Source organism: Nocardia sp. NPDC050412 (assembly GCF_044458825.1).
Classification (GTDB): Bacteria; Actinomycetota; Actinomycetes; order Mycobacteriales; family Mycobacteriaceae; genus Nocardia.
Genome location: NZ_JBITIJ010000006.1, coordinates 47,393 through 63,563 on the forward strand (window position 1 = coordinate 47,393; position 16,171 = coordinate 63,563).

At 66.6% G+C, this 16,171-nt stretch carries 15 protein-coding genes; 5 read left to right on the top strand and 10 right to left on the bottom strand.

Features of this window, described 5'->3' with window-relative positions; genetic code table 11:
- Positions 1-66 precede the first annotated feature (66 nt).
- Together bla and ACIBI6_RS17940 are read right to left on the bottom strand one after the other, a co-directional pair.
- Positions 67-987 (bottom strand): class A beta-lactamase, encoded by a 921-nt coding sequence (gene bla, locus ACIBI6_RS17935; RefSeq protein WP_396957108.1) that lies wholly within the window; start codon positions 985-987, stop codon positions 67-69.
- A 121-nt stretch (positions 988-1,108) separates the two neighbouring features.
- The gene (locus tag ACIBI6_RS17940; RefSeq protein WP_396957110.1) at positions 1,109-1,699 is read right to left on the bottom strand and encodes a helix-turn-helix domain-containing protein; all 591 of its coding nucleotides are present in this window, start codon (positions 1,697-1,699) and stop codon (positions 1,109-1,111) included.
- A gap of 315 nt (positions 1,700-2,014) precedes the next feature.
- On the opposite strand from ACIBI6_RS17940, the gene ACIBI6_RS17945 reads away from it, so the two are divergent.
- Positions 2,015-3,037, top strand: a complete 1,023-nt coding sequence (locus tag ACIBI6_RS17945; protein WP_396957112.1) for an NAD(P)/FAD-dependent oxidoreductase — start codon at positions 2,015-2,017, stop codon at positions 3,035-3,037.
- A 3-nt stretch (positions 3,038-3,040) separates the two neighbouring features.
- Here ACIBI6_RS17945 and ACIBI6_RS17950 read toward each other — a convergent pair whose 3' ends face one another.
- The 3 genes from ACIBI6_RS17950 to ACIBI6_RS17960 all read right to left on the bottom strand — a co-directional run bounded on the left by ACIBI6_RS17950 (position 3,041) and on the right by ACIBI6_RS17960 (position 6,689).
- Entirely contained in the window at positions 3,041-4,354 is a 1,314-nt protein-coding gene (locus tag ACIBI6_RS17950; protein WP_396957114.1) for a cytochrome P450, read from the bottom strand.
- A gap of 103 nt (positions 4,355-4,457) precedes the next feature.
- The gene (locus tag ACIBI6_RS17955; protein ID WP_396957115.1) at positions 4,458-5,180 is read right to left on the bottom strand and encodes a TIGR03089 family protein; all 723 of its coding nucleotides are present in this window, start codon (positions 5,178-5,180) and stop codon (positions 4,458-4,460) included.
- Between the two features lie 18 nt (positions 5,181-5,198).
- On the bottom strand, positions 5,199-6,689 hold the full coding sequence (locus ACIBI6_RS17960; protein ID WP_396957116.1) for an LCP family protein: 1,491 nt from the start codon (positions 6,687-6,689) through the stop codon (positions 5,199-5,201).
- 228 nt (positions 6,690-6,917) lie between these two features.
- Here ACIBI6_RS17960 and rfbD point away from each other — a divergent pair, with 228 nt between their 5' ends.
- From rfbD to ACIBI6_RS17975, 3 genes are all read left to right on the top strand, one after another.
- Positions 6,918-7,784, top strand: coding sequence for a dTDP-4-dehydrorhamnose reductase (rfbD, locus tag ACIBI6_RS17965; protein ID WP_364344051.1), 867 nt, complete (start codon positions 6,918-6,920; stop codon positions 7,782-7,784).
- A gap of 91 nt (positions 7,785-7,875) precedes the next feature.
- Positions 7,876-8,775: a glycosyltransferase family 2 protein gene (locus ACIBI6_RS17970; protein WP_364344054.1), complete on the top strand. Its 900-nt coding sequence runs from the start codon at positions 7,876-7,878 to the stop codon at positions 8,773-8,775.
- A 115-nt stretch (positions 8,776-8,890) separates the two neighbouring features.
- Positions 8,891-9,970, top strand: coding sequence for an NDP-sugar synthase (locus ACIBI6_RS17975; protein WP_364344057.1), 1,080 nt, complete (start codon positions 8,891-8,893; stop codon positions 9,968-9,970).
- A gap of 213 nt (positions 9,971-10,183) precedes the next feature.
- Here ACIBI6_RS17975 and ACIBI6_RS17980 read toward each other — a convergent pair whose 3' ends face one another.
- Positions 10,184-11,761, bottom strand: a complete 1,578-nt coding sequence (locus ACIBI6_RS17980; protein WP_396957118.1) for a carboxylesterase/lipase family protein — start codon at positions 11,759-11,761, stop codon at positions 10,184-10,186.
- Between the two features lie 151 nt (positions 11,762-11,912).
- Here ACIBI6_RS17980 and ACIBI6_RS17985 point away from each other — a divergent pair, with 151 nt between their 5' ends.
- The gene (locus tag ACIBI6_RS17985) at positions 11,913-12,140 is read left to right on the top strand and encodes a zinc ribbon domain-containing protein (protein WP_364344063.1); all 228 of its coding nucleotides are present in this window, start codon (positions 11,913-11,915) and stop codon (positions 12,138-12,140) included.
- 32 nt (positions 12,141-12,172) lie between these two features.
- Here ACIBI6_RS17985 and ACIBI6_RS17990 read toward each other — a convergent pair whose 3' ends face one another.
- The 4 genes from ACIBI6_RS17990 to ACIBI6_RS18005 form a co-directional block, all read right to left on the bottom strand.
- Positions 12,173-12,448 (bottom strand): SelT/SelW/SelH family protein, encoded by a 276-nt coding sequence (locus tag ACIBI6_RS17990; protein WP_364344066.1) that lies wholly within the window; start codon positions 12,446-12,448, stop codon positions 12,173-12,175.
- A gap of 17 nt (positions 12,449-12,465) precedes the next feature.
- On the bottom strand, positions 12,466-12,852 hold the full coding sequence (locus ACIBI6_RS17995) for a YchJ family protein (protein ID WP_396957120.1): 387 nt from the start codon (positions 12,850-12,852) through the stop codon (positions 12,466-12,468).
- 253 nt (positions 12,853-13,105) lie between these two features.
- A complete protein-coding gene (locus ACIBI6_RS18000; protein ID WP_396957346.1) occupies positions 13,106-13,594 on the bottom strand; it encodes a hypothetical protein in 489 nt (162 codons plus the stop codon).
- A 40-nt stretch (positions 13,595-13,634) separates the two neighbouring features.
- Entirely contained in the window at positions 13,635-16,061 is a 2,427-nt protein-coding gene (locus tag ACIBI6_RS18005; RefSeq protein WP_364344072.1) for an AAA family ATPase, read from the bottom strand.
- Positions 16,062-16,171: the final 110 nt, after the last annotated feature.

Below are 16,171 nucleotides of genomic sequence, written 5' to 3' on the forward strand. Positions count from 1 at the left end.
ATGTGCACACTCTTCGTTCGCTGCCGCACCGATGCCGCGTGCGGACCTCGGACCGGAACCCGGAAATCAGTTCAAGATGGTGAAGATATGTCGGGCGGCCTCGGCTATCAGGTCTTCGCTGGGTTGTGCGTCATAGCCGCTGGGGCGGTCCGACATGATCGCCAGCAGCAGCGGCGGGCGCGAGGGTGGGGTCACGATGGCAATGTCGTTGGCACGGCCATAGTTGCCGGTGCCGGTCTTGTTGGCGATAGTCCAGCCGTCGGGGGTGGCGGCTTTGATGCGTTTCGCACCGGTGACATTGCGCCTGAGCCAATCCGTCAGGAGTGCGCGCTTGTCATCCGGTAGCGCCGAGCCCAGGATCAGCGTCCGGAAATCGGCGGCGATCGCGCGCGGGGTGGTGGTGTCGGAATCATCGCCCGGGACAACGCTATTGAGCTCGGGTTCGTAGTTGTCCAGCTGGCTGACCTGGTCGCCGAGGCCGCGTAGGTAGTCGGTGAATCCAGCCGTTCCGCCGATATCATCGAGTAGCAGATTGCCTGCGGTGCCGTCGCTGTAGCGGACCGCCGCGTCACACAGCTCGCCGATTGTCATGCCGGAATCTACCCGGTGCTGGGTGATCGGTGAGATGGATCGGATGTCCCCGCGAGTAAACCGTATCCGAGTATCCAAATGCGACAGCGGATTTCGCGACAGCACCGCGGCCGCGGCAAGCGCCTTGAATGTCGAGCAGAACGCGAAGCGCTCATCCGCCCGATACGCGAGCGTGGATCCGGATCCGGTCGCGACAGCGAAGATCCCCAGTCGAGCGTCGAATCGTCGCTCCAGTTCGGCGAAGTGCGCCGTCGAGTCCGGGCGCGCCACTGAATCCGATACTGGTGCAGGGGTGATCTCGCGCGCGGGTGCCTTCGCGCAGGCGGCCAGCGTGGACAGCAGAGCAATACCGAGCAGCGCGCGCCGCCTGGAATCGGTTCCGGCAGAATGAGTCATGTCACAACTTTCGTAGATCGCGGCACTTGTTCGATCTTCGCAACGAAGACCCGAGCCGTCGAGCGAGTTCTGGCAACCATTCAGCTGCGCGGCAGGCGGCACGGCGACTGCTCGGCACGCCCTACCGACGGGCGGATTTCGGCGCGGCGCGAACATGGGCGCGTTCGCCCTGTTTCCCGAAAAGGCTGAGGAATTCGACTGTCTCGTTGTCCGCCGCGCCGAACCAGTGCGGGACGCGGGTGTCGAATTCGGCGGCTTCGCTGGGCACGAGAATCACGTCATGTTCGCCGAGGACGAGGCGTAGGCGTCCGTTGAGGACGTAGAGCCATTCGTAGCCCTCGTGGGTTCGCGGGTCGGGCTCCTGACGGGGGCTGTAGGCCGGGATGACGAGCTTGTATGCCTGGATCCCGCCCGCTCGGCGGGTCAGGGGCAGCATGGTCATGCCGTGGCGGGTGATGGGGCGCAGGTGGATGCGCGGGTCGCCGGTGGGTGGGGCGTCGACGAGTTCGTCGAGGGTGACGCCGTGCGCCTTGGCCAGCGGCAGCAGCAGTTCGAGGGTTGGGCGGCGGTCACCGGATTCCAGGCGCGACAGCGTGCTAACCGAGATGCCGGTTTCCGTCGACAGGTCGGCCAGTGTGGTTTCGCGCTGGCGACGCAGCGCGCGTAACCGAGGTCCGACCGCGTCGAGGGCTCGGCCGAGGTCATTGTCCATGCCCACCAGTTTGCCATAACGGCAAGTTTGTTTGCCATTATCGCCGCCCAGCCTGCATGGTTGCCTGGAGGAGGTGGTCATGTGACCGAGCGAAGCGAGGGAACCGATCAGCACAGCACCAACGGTCGCAGCGGAGCCAAGCGCCAGCGAGGCGCAGCTGTGACCGAGCCAAGCGAGGGAACCGATCAGCACAGCACCAACGGTCGCAGCGGAGCCGAGCGCCAGCGAGGCGCAGCTGTGACCGAGCCAAGCGAGGGAACCGATCAGCACAGCACCAACGGTCGCAGCGGAGCCGAGCGCCAGCGAGGCGCAGCTGTGACCGAGCGAAACGATCAGCTGAAAGACGGCTATGACGTGGTGGTGATCGGCGGTGGCGCGGCCGGATTGAGCGGTGCGCTGATACTGGCCAGGATGCGCCGGTCGGTGGTTGTCATTGATGCGGGGCAGCCGCGTAATGCCCCGGCCGAGGGTGTGCACGGACTGCTCGCCAGGGACGGAACACCGCCCGGCGAGTTGCTGGAACGCGGTCGGGCCGAGGTTCGCGGCTATGGCGGGCATGTGGTGAACGGCGAGGTCGTCACGGTCGCGAGGGATGCCGAGGGATTCGCGGTATGCCTCGGTGACAGATCCGTGCGGGCGCGTCGGCTTTTGGTGACAACCGGGCTGGTCGATGAGCTACCCGAGATCGCGGGACTGCGGGAGCATTGGGGTCGCGATGTGATCCACTGCCCGTACTGCCACGGCTGGGAGGTCCGCGACCAGGCCATCGGTGTCCTGGGCACCGGCCCTATGGGGGTGCACCAAGCACTGCTGTTCCGTCAGCTCACCGCCGATGTCACGTACTTCTCGCACACCATCCCACTCACCGCCGAACAGGCCGAAGAGTTGAATGCCCGCGGTATTCGCATGGTGCGCGGTGAAGTGACCGCGCTGGAGATTACCGACGACCGCCTCGCGGGAGTCCGGTTGAGCGACGGCACCGTAGTCCCCCGCGAGGTCGTGGTGGTCGGCTCACGGATGGTGGCCCGAGCGAACTTTCTCGAAAAACTCGGACTGCAACCAACTGAGCACCCGGCTGGCGTCGGCGAATACATCCCCACCGACGCCACCGGCCGGACCGACGTGCCCGGTGTCTGGGCCGCAGGCAATGTCACCGACCTGACGTCCCAGGTCGGTGCGGCCGCGGCAGCGGGCGCAGCCGCCGCAGCCCAGATCAACGCCGATTTGGTGGACGAGGAGACCCGCCGAGCCGTTGCCGCCTACCGCGAACCGTTCTCACCCGAAACCGAAGCGCAGCTGTGCGAAGCCGTTACGGGCGACCATCGGCACGGCATGTAGCCCTCAGACCGTCGTCGGTTCGGGAGCCGGGGCGCTGGCCCGGCGACCGAGCCGAACCGGCATCCGTTCATATCCGTGCAGCGTGAACAGTTCTCGCCGTTGCGGTGTCCCATCGAGTCGCAGGTCCGGGAACCGCTCGAACAACGATTGCAGCGCGTAGGTGGCTTCCATGCGGGCCAGGCTCGCACCGAGGCAGGCGTGGAGGCCACTGCTGAATGTCAAGTGCTCCTTGGCATTCGAGCGTCCGACATCGAAGACAGCCGGATCGGCGAAGACGGCGGGGTCGCGGTTCGCACCTGCCAGCGACAGCACCAGGGTATTGCCCTTGTGCAACCGCACACCCTCGAGCTCCAAGTCGGTCAATGCGATTCGTGCCGTCGTCTGTACCGGCGCATCGATGCGCAGCACCTCTTCGACCGCATTCGGCCAGAGATCGGGTTGGGCCCGCAATCGATCCAATTGTTCGGGGTGGGTGACCAATTGTGCGACGCCGTTGCCGATCAGGTTGACCGTGGTCTCGAAACCCGCGCCCATCAACAGGCTCGCGGTCGCCTTCAAGGCGTAATCGTCGAGTTCACCCGCGGTGACCAGACTGCTGAGGATGTCATCGCCCGGTTCGTGGCGCAGTCGCGCGATATGTCCGTCGAGGTAATCGTTCATCACCTCCATCGAGCCGAGCGCCCGCCGGAATGCCCGCCAGGAAATCCCGACGTCGAGCAGGGGCGTCATCCGATCGCCCCAGTCCAGGAATAACTTTCGGTCCCTTTCCGGGAAGCCGAGCATTTCGGAGATGATGGCAATCGGCACCTGCGCGGCGTATGACTCGATCAGATCGGCCGAACCGCCCGAGGGCAGCGCACCGAGCAGTTCCTCGGTGACCGTCTCGACCCGTTCGCGCAATCGTCCGATTGCGCGTGGAGTGAAGGCCGCGGCGACCGGCTTGCGCATCTGCGTATGCTCGGGCGGGTCGATGACCAGCATGGATGGCGGCTCAACCGGATTGGGCGGCAAGGGAAGTCGCTTGGCGAGCAACTGCAGCGGCTTCGGAATATTGAAGGAGTCGGTGGTACGCACACCGAATCGGTTGTCCCGCAGCACGGCTCGGCACAGGTCGTGGTCGAAGCTCGCCCACGCGATCGAGGTGCGCTGCACCCGGCCCTGTCCGCGTAGCCGCTCGATCAGTGGATAGGGGTCGGCGAGACCGTCCGGTCCGCCCATGAGTTGGGCGAACGGATCGCCGCGTCGCGCCTGGGTGCGCAGGGCAAACCGCGGCGCACCCTGCACCGATAACCACCGGAACCAATACTGCGGCTTCATCACTTCACCAACCCCATCGTTGCGCGACAATTCCACCGTACGGACTCCCCGGCCAGGGTGGAACGTCCCATGGTCGGACGCCGACCTATACCAGGGTAGGAGCTCAGCCGCGCTGCGCGGTGACCCGCTCGGATTCGATGCGTCGCTCGCGCAGCGCCGGATCCGGATTGACCACCTGCACCAGCGAGGCCCCCGCGACGAGCACCGAGACGAACCCGTCGATCAGCTCGGCCGGGGTATCCCACGACGCGCTCGACAGCACCCGGTCACCCTCGGAAAACCCTTGTAGCACAGCGGATTTCCTCGCCTCGGCGAGAACCTCGGAGACCGGCATCCCGTCCAGCGCCACCCCGGCGCCGCGCGGCATGAACTGGTCCCCGTGCACCCGCACAGAGGTGGCGAAATCGGTGATGCCGATCGGCAGATCGCGCACCGGCATGCCGAAGGCATCCAGCGAAAGCGCCGCGACCTCCGCAATACCGTCGGTCTCGTCCATCCGTTCGGCGGTCGCGAGCGCCAGATCGGCATCCGCATCGGGCCCGAGCACCACCTCGGTCCCGGCCCACCAGCAGCCGAGCAGCACCGCGGCGGTCTGCCAGTGCGCGGGCAGCAGCACCGCGACGCGCGCACCCGGGCTCAGCCCGAATTCGTCGCGGATCAGATTGGCGGTCTTGGCCGCCCAGTTCGCCAGGGTCAGCCCGGATAGTTCGATCCGGGCGCCGGTGGCATCGTCGTAGTAGGTGACACGCGGACCTGCCGGATCGCGCTCGAGGATTGGATCCAGCACCGCCTCGGTGAGGGTCAGTACCTGGTCGTGGTCACGCATCGGTCAATTCACGCATGGTCAATTCACGCATTTCGGTCCATTCTGGCCTGCGTCGATCGGTGGAGCCGGTGGTACGGGCGTCGCGGTGCTCGACGTTCCGGAGAAGTCGAACATGCTGCCCGCGGTCGAGCCCGGACCAGAATAGTCGCTTGCCAACACGACGCTGACCGAATCCGGGGACAACGTGCTGTCCGCGATGACCGTCAACCCGCCGAGCGCCTGCGCGACCGCCTTGGCCTTCGGATTGGAGGCATCCATCGCGAGGACTCGACTGCCGGTGACGCTGGGCCCGGTGTAATTGCCGACCAATCCCTCCTGGAATCCCTTAGCCGTCAACGCCTGTGCCACCTGTCCCGCGAGCCCGCCGATCCCGCTCGCATTGAACACGCTGACGCTCACCGATGCCGGATCGATTGTCGGCTCGGCATGATCCTGCGACTTGCCGTCGACCAGCGATGCCACATAAGACTTGACCGTCTTCGAATCCACCCGCACGACCGATTCACCGTCGCTGGTCGTGTCGTTGAGATCGGCGACCGGAATCGTCGCGAAACTGACCTGACCGCCCGAAAGGTCCTTCAACTGTTGCAGAAACGCCAGCACGTCCCAATCGTCGTCCAGCACCACGGTGCGACCGACGGCATCGCTGAGATTATGCAACTTGCCCGGATTGCTCAGCGTCTTGGCGCTGAGCACCTGGCCGACCAGCCGCGCCATGAAGACCTGCTGGCGCACGATCCGGTCCAGGTCGCCGCGCGGCAGATCATGGCGCTGGCGCACGAAACTCAAAGCCTGTGGGCCGTCGAGCTTCTGGCGCCCCGCCCGGAAGTCGGCGCCGGACATCCATTCGTCCACCGGACTGTTCAGGCACACATCGACCCCGCCGACCGCATCGGTCAGCAGCACGAACCCGAGCAAACTGACCTCGGCATAGTGGTCGACCGTGATGCCGGTGAGATTGGCCACGGTCTTGATCAGCGCCTGCCGTCCCGCCTGGGTGGACTGCTTGTCCGCGTCGGCTTCCGAAACGCCCTGGTTGGTCAGCTTTAGCCGCTGGGCCTCCTTGGTTGCGCCATAAGCCGAGTTGATCTTGCCCTTGCCCATACCCGGAATGTCGACATAGGAGTCGCGCGGAATCGAGAGGGCGGTGGCGGAGCGACCGTCGTTCGGTACACGAACCAGCACGATGGTGTCGGTATTGGTGCCGACCTCATCGCCCGCGTGCAGCATGGCGCGCTCATTGCCGCTGAGCGGATTGCCGTGCGCGTCGGTGCGGCTGTCCACACCGACCAGCAGGATGTCGACGGCGCCGTCGTGCCCACCGCCGAGGCCGAGGCCGCCGATGCGTTCGATATTCGAGATCAGCGAGTCCACGCTGTGCCAGGCGAATCCGGTGATGAGCAGGACCAGCACCGCCCCGACCGCGATGAACGTGCGCAGCGGCCCCAAGCCGCTCGCAGCATCGGACAGTCGCGACGACGCTGTCGCCCTCACCTTCTGCGGCACCACTGCATCCTCTCGCCAAAAACCGAGCATCCTGCCCAAGCACCATGCTGCGCTTGCCCCGCGCGCTCCCAGCTGATTCCGACTGCGCAGCGCCGGTTTCGTCGAAGCCGACGCGTCGCTGACTCGACCGCCCCGCCTCCGGTAGCCCCCGTCACCGTCGCCCCGAGGCTAACCGACGGCTACCGCGGCAGACCTCAACCGCAGGTGCCACGGCGTGCCAGACTCGTGCCCGTGACCGCGATATCGCCCTTGTCGACCGTAGCCGCGCGCCTCGTCGTGACCGGAGCCGGCGGGCAGTTGGGACGCGAACTCCTGCGCCGCGCACCCGACGCCCACGCCTTCGCCCGCGACGAATTGGACATCACGGACGCGGCCGCCGTGCGCGCCGCAATCGAACCGGGCGATGTCGTGCTGAACTGTGCCGCCTACACCGCCGTCGACCAGGCCGAATCCGATCCCGAGGCCGCCTTCACGGTCAATGCGACCGGACCGGCCGTACTCGCTGCCGCATGTGCGGAGGTGGACGCTCGATTGATCCATATTTCGACCGACTACGTGTTCGCGGGAACACACGACAAGCCGTACGACACCGACGACCCGACCGAACCCGCCACGGTCTACGGCCGCTCGAAATTGGCAGGTGAACAGGCCGTGCTGGAAACCGCGCCGCACGCTCATGTGGTGCGCACGGCATGGGTATACACCGGGCGCGGAAGCGATTTCGTCGCGACCATGCTGCGGCTGGAACGCGAACGCGACACCCTCGACGTGGTCGAGGACCAGCTCGGCTCCCCGACCTACGCCGCCGACCTGGCCGCCGGACTCCTTGAATTGGCGGGTCGACCGGATGCGCCGCGAGTGCTGCACGCCACTAATTCCGGCCAAGTCAGCTGGTTCGAATTCGCGCGGGCGATATTCGCCGGAATCGGCGCGGATCCGACTCGGGTGCGCCCGTGTGACTCGACCGCATTTCCGAGACCCGCACGGCGCCCGGCGTATTCGGTGTTGGCCAACCGTTCCTGGGCCGATGCCGGGCTGACGCCATTGCGGCCGTGGAAGGTCGCACTCGGGGACGCGCTGGCGAGGTTGTCACAGTAGGCTGCTTGCCCGTGAGGGAGCCACAGCGAGTGAACCATCAACACAGCGCGCAATCGCGCACAACGGAGCCGAGCGTCAGCGAGGCGCAGTCGTGAGCGATTCCGGATCCTTGGCCCCCGGCGGCCTTGTCGTCGTCACGGTGACTTATTCACCCGGCGAGCACCTCGAGCACTTCATCACCACCCTGTCCGCTGCCACCAGCGAAAAACCGCAGGTGATCCTGGCCGACAATGGCTCGGTGGACGGTGCGCCGGAGCTCGCGGCGGAGGCGAACGCACACGTGCGACTGCTGCGGACCGGCGGAAATATCGGTTACGGCGGCGCGATCAACCGGGCGGTCGCGGAGATCGATCCGAGTGTCGAATTCATCGTCATCGCCAATCCGGATATTCGCTGGGGCACCGATTCCATCGACAAACTGCTCGCCGCCGCCAAGCGCTGGCCGCGGGCGGGCGCGCTCGGACCGATGGTGCGCGAGCCCGACGGCAGCGTCTACCCGTCCGCGCGCTCAGTGCCGGGCCTGCTCGATGGCGCCGGACACGCCATCCTCGGCACGGTATGGCCGTCGAATCCATGGACCCTGCGCTACCGCCAGGACAACGAGCAGATCTCCGAGCGGGCCGTCGGCTGGTTGTCCGGTTCCTGCCTGCTGGTCCGGCGCGCGGCCTTCGATTCGATCGACGGCTTCGACTCGCGCTACTTCATGTACATGGAGGACGTGGACTTCGGCGACCGGATGGGCAAGGCCGGTTGGCACAACGTCTTCGTGCCCGACGCCGAGGTCACCCACGCCAAGGGGCATGCGGCCGGACGCCATCCCGAGGTGATGCTCCCCGCGCACCACGCGAGCGCGTACCGATTCCAGGCCGATCGGCATCCGCACTGGTGGCAGGCGCCGTTGCGGTTGGCGTTGCGGGCCGGACTTGCGATCCGTTCCCGAATTGCGGTTCGATCTGCGCTGCGCCAACAGGCGCGGGAAGCCCAGAGCTAACGTCACAAGTTCGGCACACAACGGTGCCGAACCCGTGTCGCTGGGTACCGAAACTGGTGTCTGTCTGTAGGCGCGCACCTACCGAGCACACGATCCACTGTGAACAGGGAGCATGATGGCAGGAAATGTAGGCACCGACGCCGTGATTCTGGTCGGCGGCCAGGGCACGCGGTTACGTCCGCTCACCCTGTCGGCGCCCAAGCCGATGCTGCCTACCGCCGGACTGCCGTTCCTGACCCACCTGCTCGCCCGCATCGCGGACGCCGGAATCACCCACGTCGTGCTCGGCACCTCGTTCAAGGCGGAGGTCTTCGAGGAACACTTCGGTGACGGCACAGACCTGGGCCTGGAGCTCGAGTACGTCACCGAGACCGAACCGCTCGGCACCGGTGGCGGCATCCGCAATGTGCTGCCCAAGCTGCGCGCCGACAACATCATGGTGTTCAACGGCGACGTCCTCGGCGGCACCGATCTCGGCGCGATCCTGGACACCCACGAGTCCACGAACGCGGATGTGACCCTGCATCTGGTTCGGGTGAGCGACCCGCGCGCATTCGGCTGTGTGCCGACCGACGAGGATGGGCGGGTCACCGCGTTCCTGGAGAAGACGCAGGATCCGCCCACCGATCAGATCAATGCCGGTTGCTATGTCTTCCGGCGCGAATACATCGAGAAGATTCCGGCCGGGCGGCCGGTGTCGGTGGAACGTGAGGTGTTCCCGGCGCTGCTCGCCGAAGGCGCCCGCGTCCAAGGCCATGTCGACTCGTCCTACTGGCGCGATATGGGTACTCCCGAGGACTTCGTCCGCGGCTCGGCCGACCTGGTCCGGGGCATCGCCCCTTCCCCGGCCCTGCCCGGTCAGCGTGGTGAATCCCTGGTCCACGAGGGTGCGGGCGTCGCTCCCGGCGCGCTGCTCATCGGCGGTACCGTCGTCGGTCGCGGCGCTGAAGTAGGCGCAGGCGCTCGCCTCGACGGCGCGGTGCTCTTCGACGGCGCCCGCATCGAAGCAGGCGCCACCGTGGAGCGCTCCATCATCGGCTTCGGCGCGCGCATCGGTCCCCGCGCCCTCGTCCGCGACGCCGTCATCGGCGACGGCGCGAACATCGGCGCCCGCTGCGAGCTACTGCGCGGCGCCCGCATCTGGCCCGGCGTCGACATCCCGGACGGCGGCATCCGCTTCTCCACGGACGTGTAATAGTAAGGCGCACAAGGCATTCGACGTTCGCGAGGTGGCGCACGGTGAGCCGTGCGCGAGCTCGACGCAGCACATGGTGAACCACCCGCAAGCTCGCATGGGGCGTGGGCACGGTTGCCGCACCGGATGCCTCTGGGGCAACCATGGCACTAGGTTTCCCGCAGCAACGGCCGCCACCCCACACCCTGGCTGCCCGTCGGAAGGTGCGGCGACTCAGCTGAAGCCGACGGCTTGTTCGCCCCAGGCGGTGTGCAGGTCGCGGTCCGGGTCGTCGATTACGCGGTCGATGTTGTCGATGAGGAGGGTGGTGCGGGTGTCGGGGCGGTAGGGGGGCCAGTGTTTGGAGCCGTCGATGGCAGCCGGTACGCCGTGGGTGGCGAAGGCAAGCCAGCGGCGCTGCATGCGACCGGAGACTTCCAAGGCAACCTTGCGGCCGCCGAGCCAGAAGGTGGGGTCATGGTTCAGAGTGCCGAAATTGCCGAATACATAAGGTAATTCGGTGGCGTGACCGGCACCGACGCGGGCCGCCTTCAACATGGGGGTGGCATGGTCGAAGCGGTAGATCCAAGTCGGTGAGTGTTGAGCGTGGCCGTCGGCAACCCAGTGGGCGGGCATGCGGAAGGCCGCGTCGGTGGACATGGCAAGTGCGCCACGTGTTTTCGCGAGATCCGGATAGGCCGAGGTGATTTCGGCGATACGCTCGGGCGACATATCCGGATGGCTTGCGGCCACATCGCGCAGCATGACGTTCACCGCATCCGGGGTCACCGGCATGATCGGCGAGCGGAAGACGCGGAACAGCGAGGCCTCGTCCTTATTGGTGCCGATGATCAGCGGCACACGATGTGAACGGCCTTGTTGGAAGCGGTCGATCGGATAGGTCGGCACCAGATCGCCGTCGACCACCGGCGCGGCTGCCAGTCGGCCCGGCTCCTTCAACGGAATCTCGTCCAGCAGTACGCCCGCCGCGGTCACGATCCGTTCGATCGGGCACTCCAGCAATTCGCTTGCGCGCGAATACGGGAGTTCGATCAGTTCCAGAAATCGTTGAGCCACACCGGCAGCGCGCGCCTGGCCGAAAACCGTTGTCGCGGGCGGGCTTTGCGCGATTGCCTGGTGGAACAGACCAGCGGCGTGCGGTGAGGTCAGCAGTGCGGTCACGCATCCGGCGCCGGACGATTCACCGAACAGCGTCACATTGCCTGGATCGCCGCCGAATGCGGCGATATTGTCCCGGACCCACTCGAGCGCGGCGATCTGGTCGTGCAGACCGAGATTCGGCGTGAAATCGTCGGAGAGCGAGGACAAGTCGAGGAAGCCGAGCGCGCCGAGGCGATAATTGACCGTCACCACGACCACGTCACCGGCTTCGGCAAGCTTGCGACCGTCGTAGATCGCCTGGGCCGCCGTGCCGAGGCAGTAGGCGCCGCCGTGCAACCACACCAGCACCGGGCGCGGCGCACCGGTATCGGCAGAACTGCGCGGCGACCACACATTGAGCCACAGGCAGTCCTCGCCCATCCGCAGGTCGGAGTCGACCGGGACCATATTGCCCATTGTCTGCGGGGCGATCTCGCCGAAAGTGGTGCACTCGCGGATGCCGTCCCATGGCTGCGGCGGCAGTGGCGGCCGGAACCGGTTCGGACCGGACGGCGCGGATGCGTACGGAATGCTGCGCCACACCGCGACCGGTCCGTCCCAGCGTCCACTCACGCGGCCCCAGGTCGTTTGCGCGACCGGCTCGGTGTCGCCGACCTCGGAGCCAGGTTCGATATCGAACTGCGTGGTCATCTTCCGCACCTCCTGCCTACGACCCGGGCAGTGCGCTGCGAGTTTGCTCCGGCCGGGTCCAAGCACCTAGCGATCTCTTATCGAGAGTACGTCCAGTTGGACAGTGGGATAGGTGGGACGCACCACTCACCCTTGGCGCTACGCTGGGCCGATGCCGAGTTATAGCTTCCGGTGCCGCAGCTGTGGCGACACTTTCGAGGTAAACCGTCCGATGGCGGAGGCGTCGAATCCGGCGGCCTGCCCGAACGGTCACGATGACACGGTCAAGCTGCTGACCACATTTGGCACGGTCAGCAGGGGTGGCGGCGGTGCCGCGTCACCTGCACCCGCGCCGCGGCCCGCCGGTGGTGGATGCTGCGGTGGCGGCTGCTGTTCCTGAATCCGGCGTCGTCGATATCACGCTCGGTTGGGTCAGTGCCGCTTGTCGACGTGGCCGAGGTCACGGTCGGGCGCGACGCGATCGCGCACACGCTGTTTGAGTACCGCAATATCCGGGAACCCGCCGTCCGCCTTGCGCTCCCAGATCTGGTCGCCGTCGATGGTGATGCGGAATACACCGCCCGACCCGGGGATCAGTGCCACCTCACCGAGTTCGGTGGCGAAGGTGCTCAACAATTCCTGTGCCATCCAGCTCGCGCGCAGCAACCAGCGACATTGCGTGCAGTATTCGATCGCGACACGTGGCATGGTTGGCACGCTACCCGTCATGGTTCGAGGACGCCGTCGAGGTAGACCCAGACGCCCTCCACACGTGTGAATGTGCTGACCTCGTGCAGGGATCCGCGTCGATCGGCCTTGTAGTGGGCGATGAATTCCACGATGCCGGTGTCGTCGAATGGACCGCCGCGCTCGGTACGCACGATCTCCAGGAACAGCCAGCGCTGGTCCGGATCCAGGTCGAGCGTCTTCGGTCGGGTGCGCGGATGCCAGGACCGCAGCAGATATTCGGTATCGCCGACCGCGAATGCGGTGTAGCGCGAGCGCATCAGCGCCTCGGCAGTCGCCGCGGACCGCTCCCCTGCCAGCACCGGTCCACAACAGGCGCCGAGCGGCTCCCCACGCTTACACGGGCATGGCTGCGACTGGTCCATGACTCCGAATCTTGCTCGTCGCGCGGATCACTGCGTGCACCGGGGCCGGGCCTTATCAAGATCAGGTGGCACTGGTGGAGGGGCTACTCGCTTGGCGACTGCACAGATTCCACCTGATCTCGATCCACATGCCTTGCGCCGCCGCGCGACTCATGCGCGGCCATACCGAAGCGCCGACATATCGTCTAGCAACGATCGTCGAGCGGATTGACGCCATCGATGGTCGGGGCGGTCACCCTCGCGCAGCGTGTGGTCATCGGGTGGCGGCTTTGGCTAGTGCGGTGGCGATCGCGACGGTCTGTTCGCGCCAGCGGCGTAATTCGGTGACGCTCGGGGCGAGTTCGTAATCGTGGTGGTGGGCGGCGCGGGATAGGGCGGCCCATACCGTTGCGACCTGCGCGGCGGTGGCGTCGCCCGCGAATACGCGCAGGGCGAGCAGTTGTGCGCGCATCGGGCAGCGCGCCAATTCCGGTGCCACCTTCAACCACAGCTCGTCGACGGACTGTTCGAGCGCGAGCCGCAGAATCCACACCGTCGCCCGCGACCACAGCCCGTCGGCATCGGTCACCGACCCGTCGAGCAGCCGATCCACCGCATCGAACCGCTCGGCCACTGTCGGCCGCGGCGGATGTGGTTTCCGCGCCGCCCCTTGCTTGCGCGCGCCACCTCGCCGCCGCGCCCCGTCCACCTTCGGCCGCCGAGGCCGACCGTCGCCCGCAGCGCCCACGTCATCATGCGCCACGCTCAACGCCACCCCTTAGCTATCGATGCGCAGCCCTCGTTCATCGTCGTAGCCAGCCGACGAACTTTTCGGTGTCCGCGATCAGGTCGCGCATGCTGCGGCCGATGGGTACGTGGGCTCCTGCGGTGGCGTCCCGTAAGGCGTCGACGACCCATTTGCCTTCCCGGGCAAGGTGTTTGTTGAGGTCGTCTACTCGGCCGTCGATACCCATTACCGCGAGCGCGACCATTGCGCGGGTGGTTTGCGCGCCTTCGATGTGGCGTTCGACGTCACGATGGTCCATTCCGTCGGCAAGCAGATTGCGTCGAGCTCGGGCCAGACTGGCCGCTTCGACGGCCGAGCGGCAGCAGGTGGCCACCAGTTCGTCGGCGATCGCCGGAGGAAGTTGGGGGGTGCGGACGAGGGAGCGGGCGTCGTCGAGGTAGCGGCGGATGGGGTCGCTGGAGACCCGTACTTCCACCACCGAGCGCTCGCGGCGCTGCACTTCCAGCACGCTGGCATCCAGTTGCATGCGCCGCACCGCCTCGGCCAGCCGCTCGTCATGGGTGAAGACGATCACCTGGCGCGTCCACGCCATGACCTCTAACACCCTGGCCAGTCCATCCACCTTCGCCGGATCCATGGCCTGCACCGGGTCATCGATCATGACGAAGCGAAAAGGACTGTCCTCCACCGTCGCTCGCGGCAGAAACAGCGAAAGTCCGAGGGCGTGCAGCTCACCCTGACTCATCACGCCGAGCGCGGCGCCATCCACCTCGTCGACGGTGACATCGAGCAGCACCCGACGCGCGGTTCCGGCATTGCCCTGCAATCGAATCGCACCGAGTTCGACATTGCTCTGCTGACGCAGCGTGCGCCACACCCAGCGCGCCGTGGTCTCCAGCGGCGCCATCCGCTCCCCGCGCAATCCGGCCGTCGCGGATTTGAGCCAATCCTCGGCGCGCTTGAGCGTGCGCAGTTCGCTGCCGTTCGCGACGACAGCGCGTGCCCCCGCCAGCCAGCCACTGATGCGTGGCACCAGCGGCGACCACACCTCGTCGAGGCGGTTCAGTTCCTTGCGGGTGCCCTGCTGCAGCAGTTCGAGTTCGTCGACCAGACGCGTATGCGCACCACGCAGGCGATCGGGCAGGTCAGGCGAGTAATCGGCGCCGGTCAGCGCCGCCCAGTCCGTCCAGGCCCGACGCACCGCGGTGGTGTCGACGGTGGGCGGATTGCGTGGATCGAAATCCAGTTCCGGCGGGATATGTTCCGGTAGCGCGCGGGCGTCACGGACGGCCTGCCGCAGCGCGGCGCGCGCGGTCGCGAGCGCGTCGACCCGGGAGGTCAGCTCGGCGATCGAGGCTTGCGCACCGCGCAGCCACGTCGCATCCAATTCCCCGCGTCCACAGACCGGGCATGGGCATTGTCCGCTGGCACCGACATGATCGCGTGCCCGCCGCAGCAACTCCAATACCCGCAGATCGGCCTCGGCATCAGCGGTCGAATCGCGAGCGAGCACCGCGCGGCATCCTTCGAGGCGCGCGGCTATGGCCTCGACCTCGGCACCCGACGGCAAAACAAGTCGCACGATTGCCCGCAACCCATCCGGCCCGACCGGATTCTCTGCCGTACCGAGTATTTCGCGACCAATGGCCGTGAGATCGGGACGGTCCGGGCGCAGTAGTGCCGCCATCCGCACCGCACGGTCATCGGCCACCGCACCGAGCGCGGTCACCAGTTCGATGCGTTCCTGACGCGAATCCCGTACGGCGCGTTCGAGTTCCAGTCGGCGAGTGCGAATCCGCTCCTGCGCCACGGTCAATTCGTCGAGGCCGAGCAGCCGATGCAGCGCGTCGAACAGATCGCTCGGTTTGCCGTCGACGAGTGCGCCGAGTTCGCTGTAGGACAGGAATGGGCGATACAACTCCAGCAGACCAGCCCAGCGGTGGCCGTCGAAATCCGTTGGCGCGGTGCGGGATCGCTGCTCGGTCCAATGCGCCTGGCCGAGATCGGCCTGTGGTGACCACTCTTTGGCGATGGTGAGTTCGGGATCGGCACCGGCGGTGAGCAATTCGAGTTCGATGCGCGCCGACCCACCATCGTGCAGATTCCGCCAACCCTCGCGCCACGCCGCGGACCGGCCGTCCCAGCGGCGATTACTACCGGTGAGCACCAGTTCAGCGGCCTCGGCGAAGCTCGACTTTCCACTTCCGTTGCGGCCCACCACCAATGTGAGACCGGGACCGGGCGGCAGCTCCAGTGTTGCCTCGGGTCCGATGCCGCGGAAGCCGCGCACCCGGATCGCACGCAGGAATATGCCGGAACCGTCGAATTCGGTTGTCAGATCATCGGACTCGCCGCCACCGAGGGCGCGGAGCACGGTATGCGCGACATCGGGGGTGACCGCGGGATCCGCGGCGAGCCGCCTGGATACCACTTCGGTCAGGCGCGGCACCGTCGCAGTATCAGTTCCGGGATCTGTACGCATGCGTAACCCCCTACACCACCGAACCGCGGCATGTCCTCCAACCCCGCACGGGTATCACTGTTGAAAGCTGAGCGAAACGCTACCCGATGGCGTGGAATTCGCCCACAGCG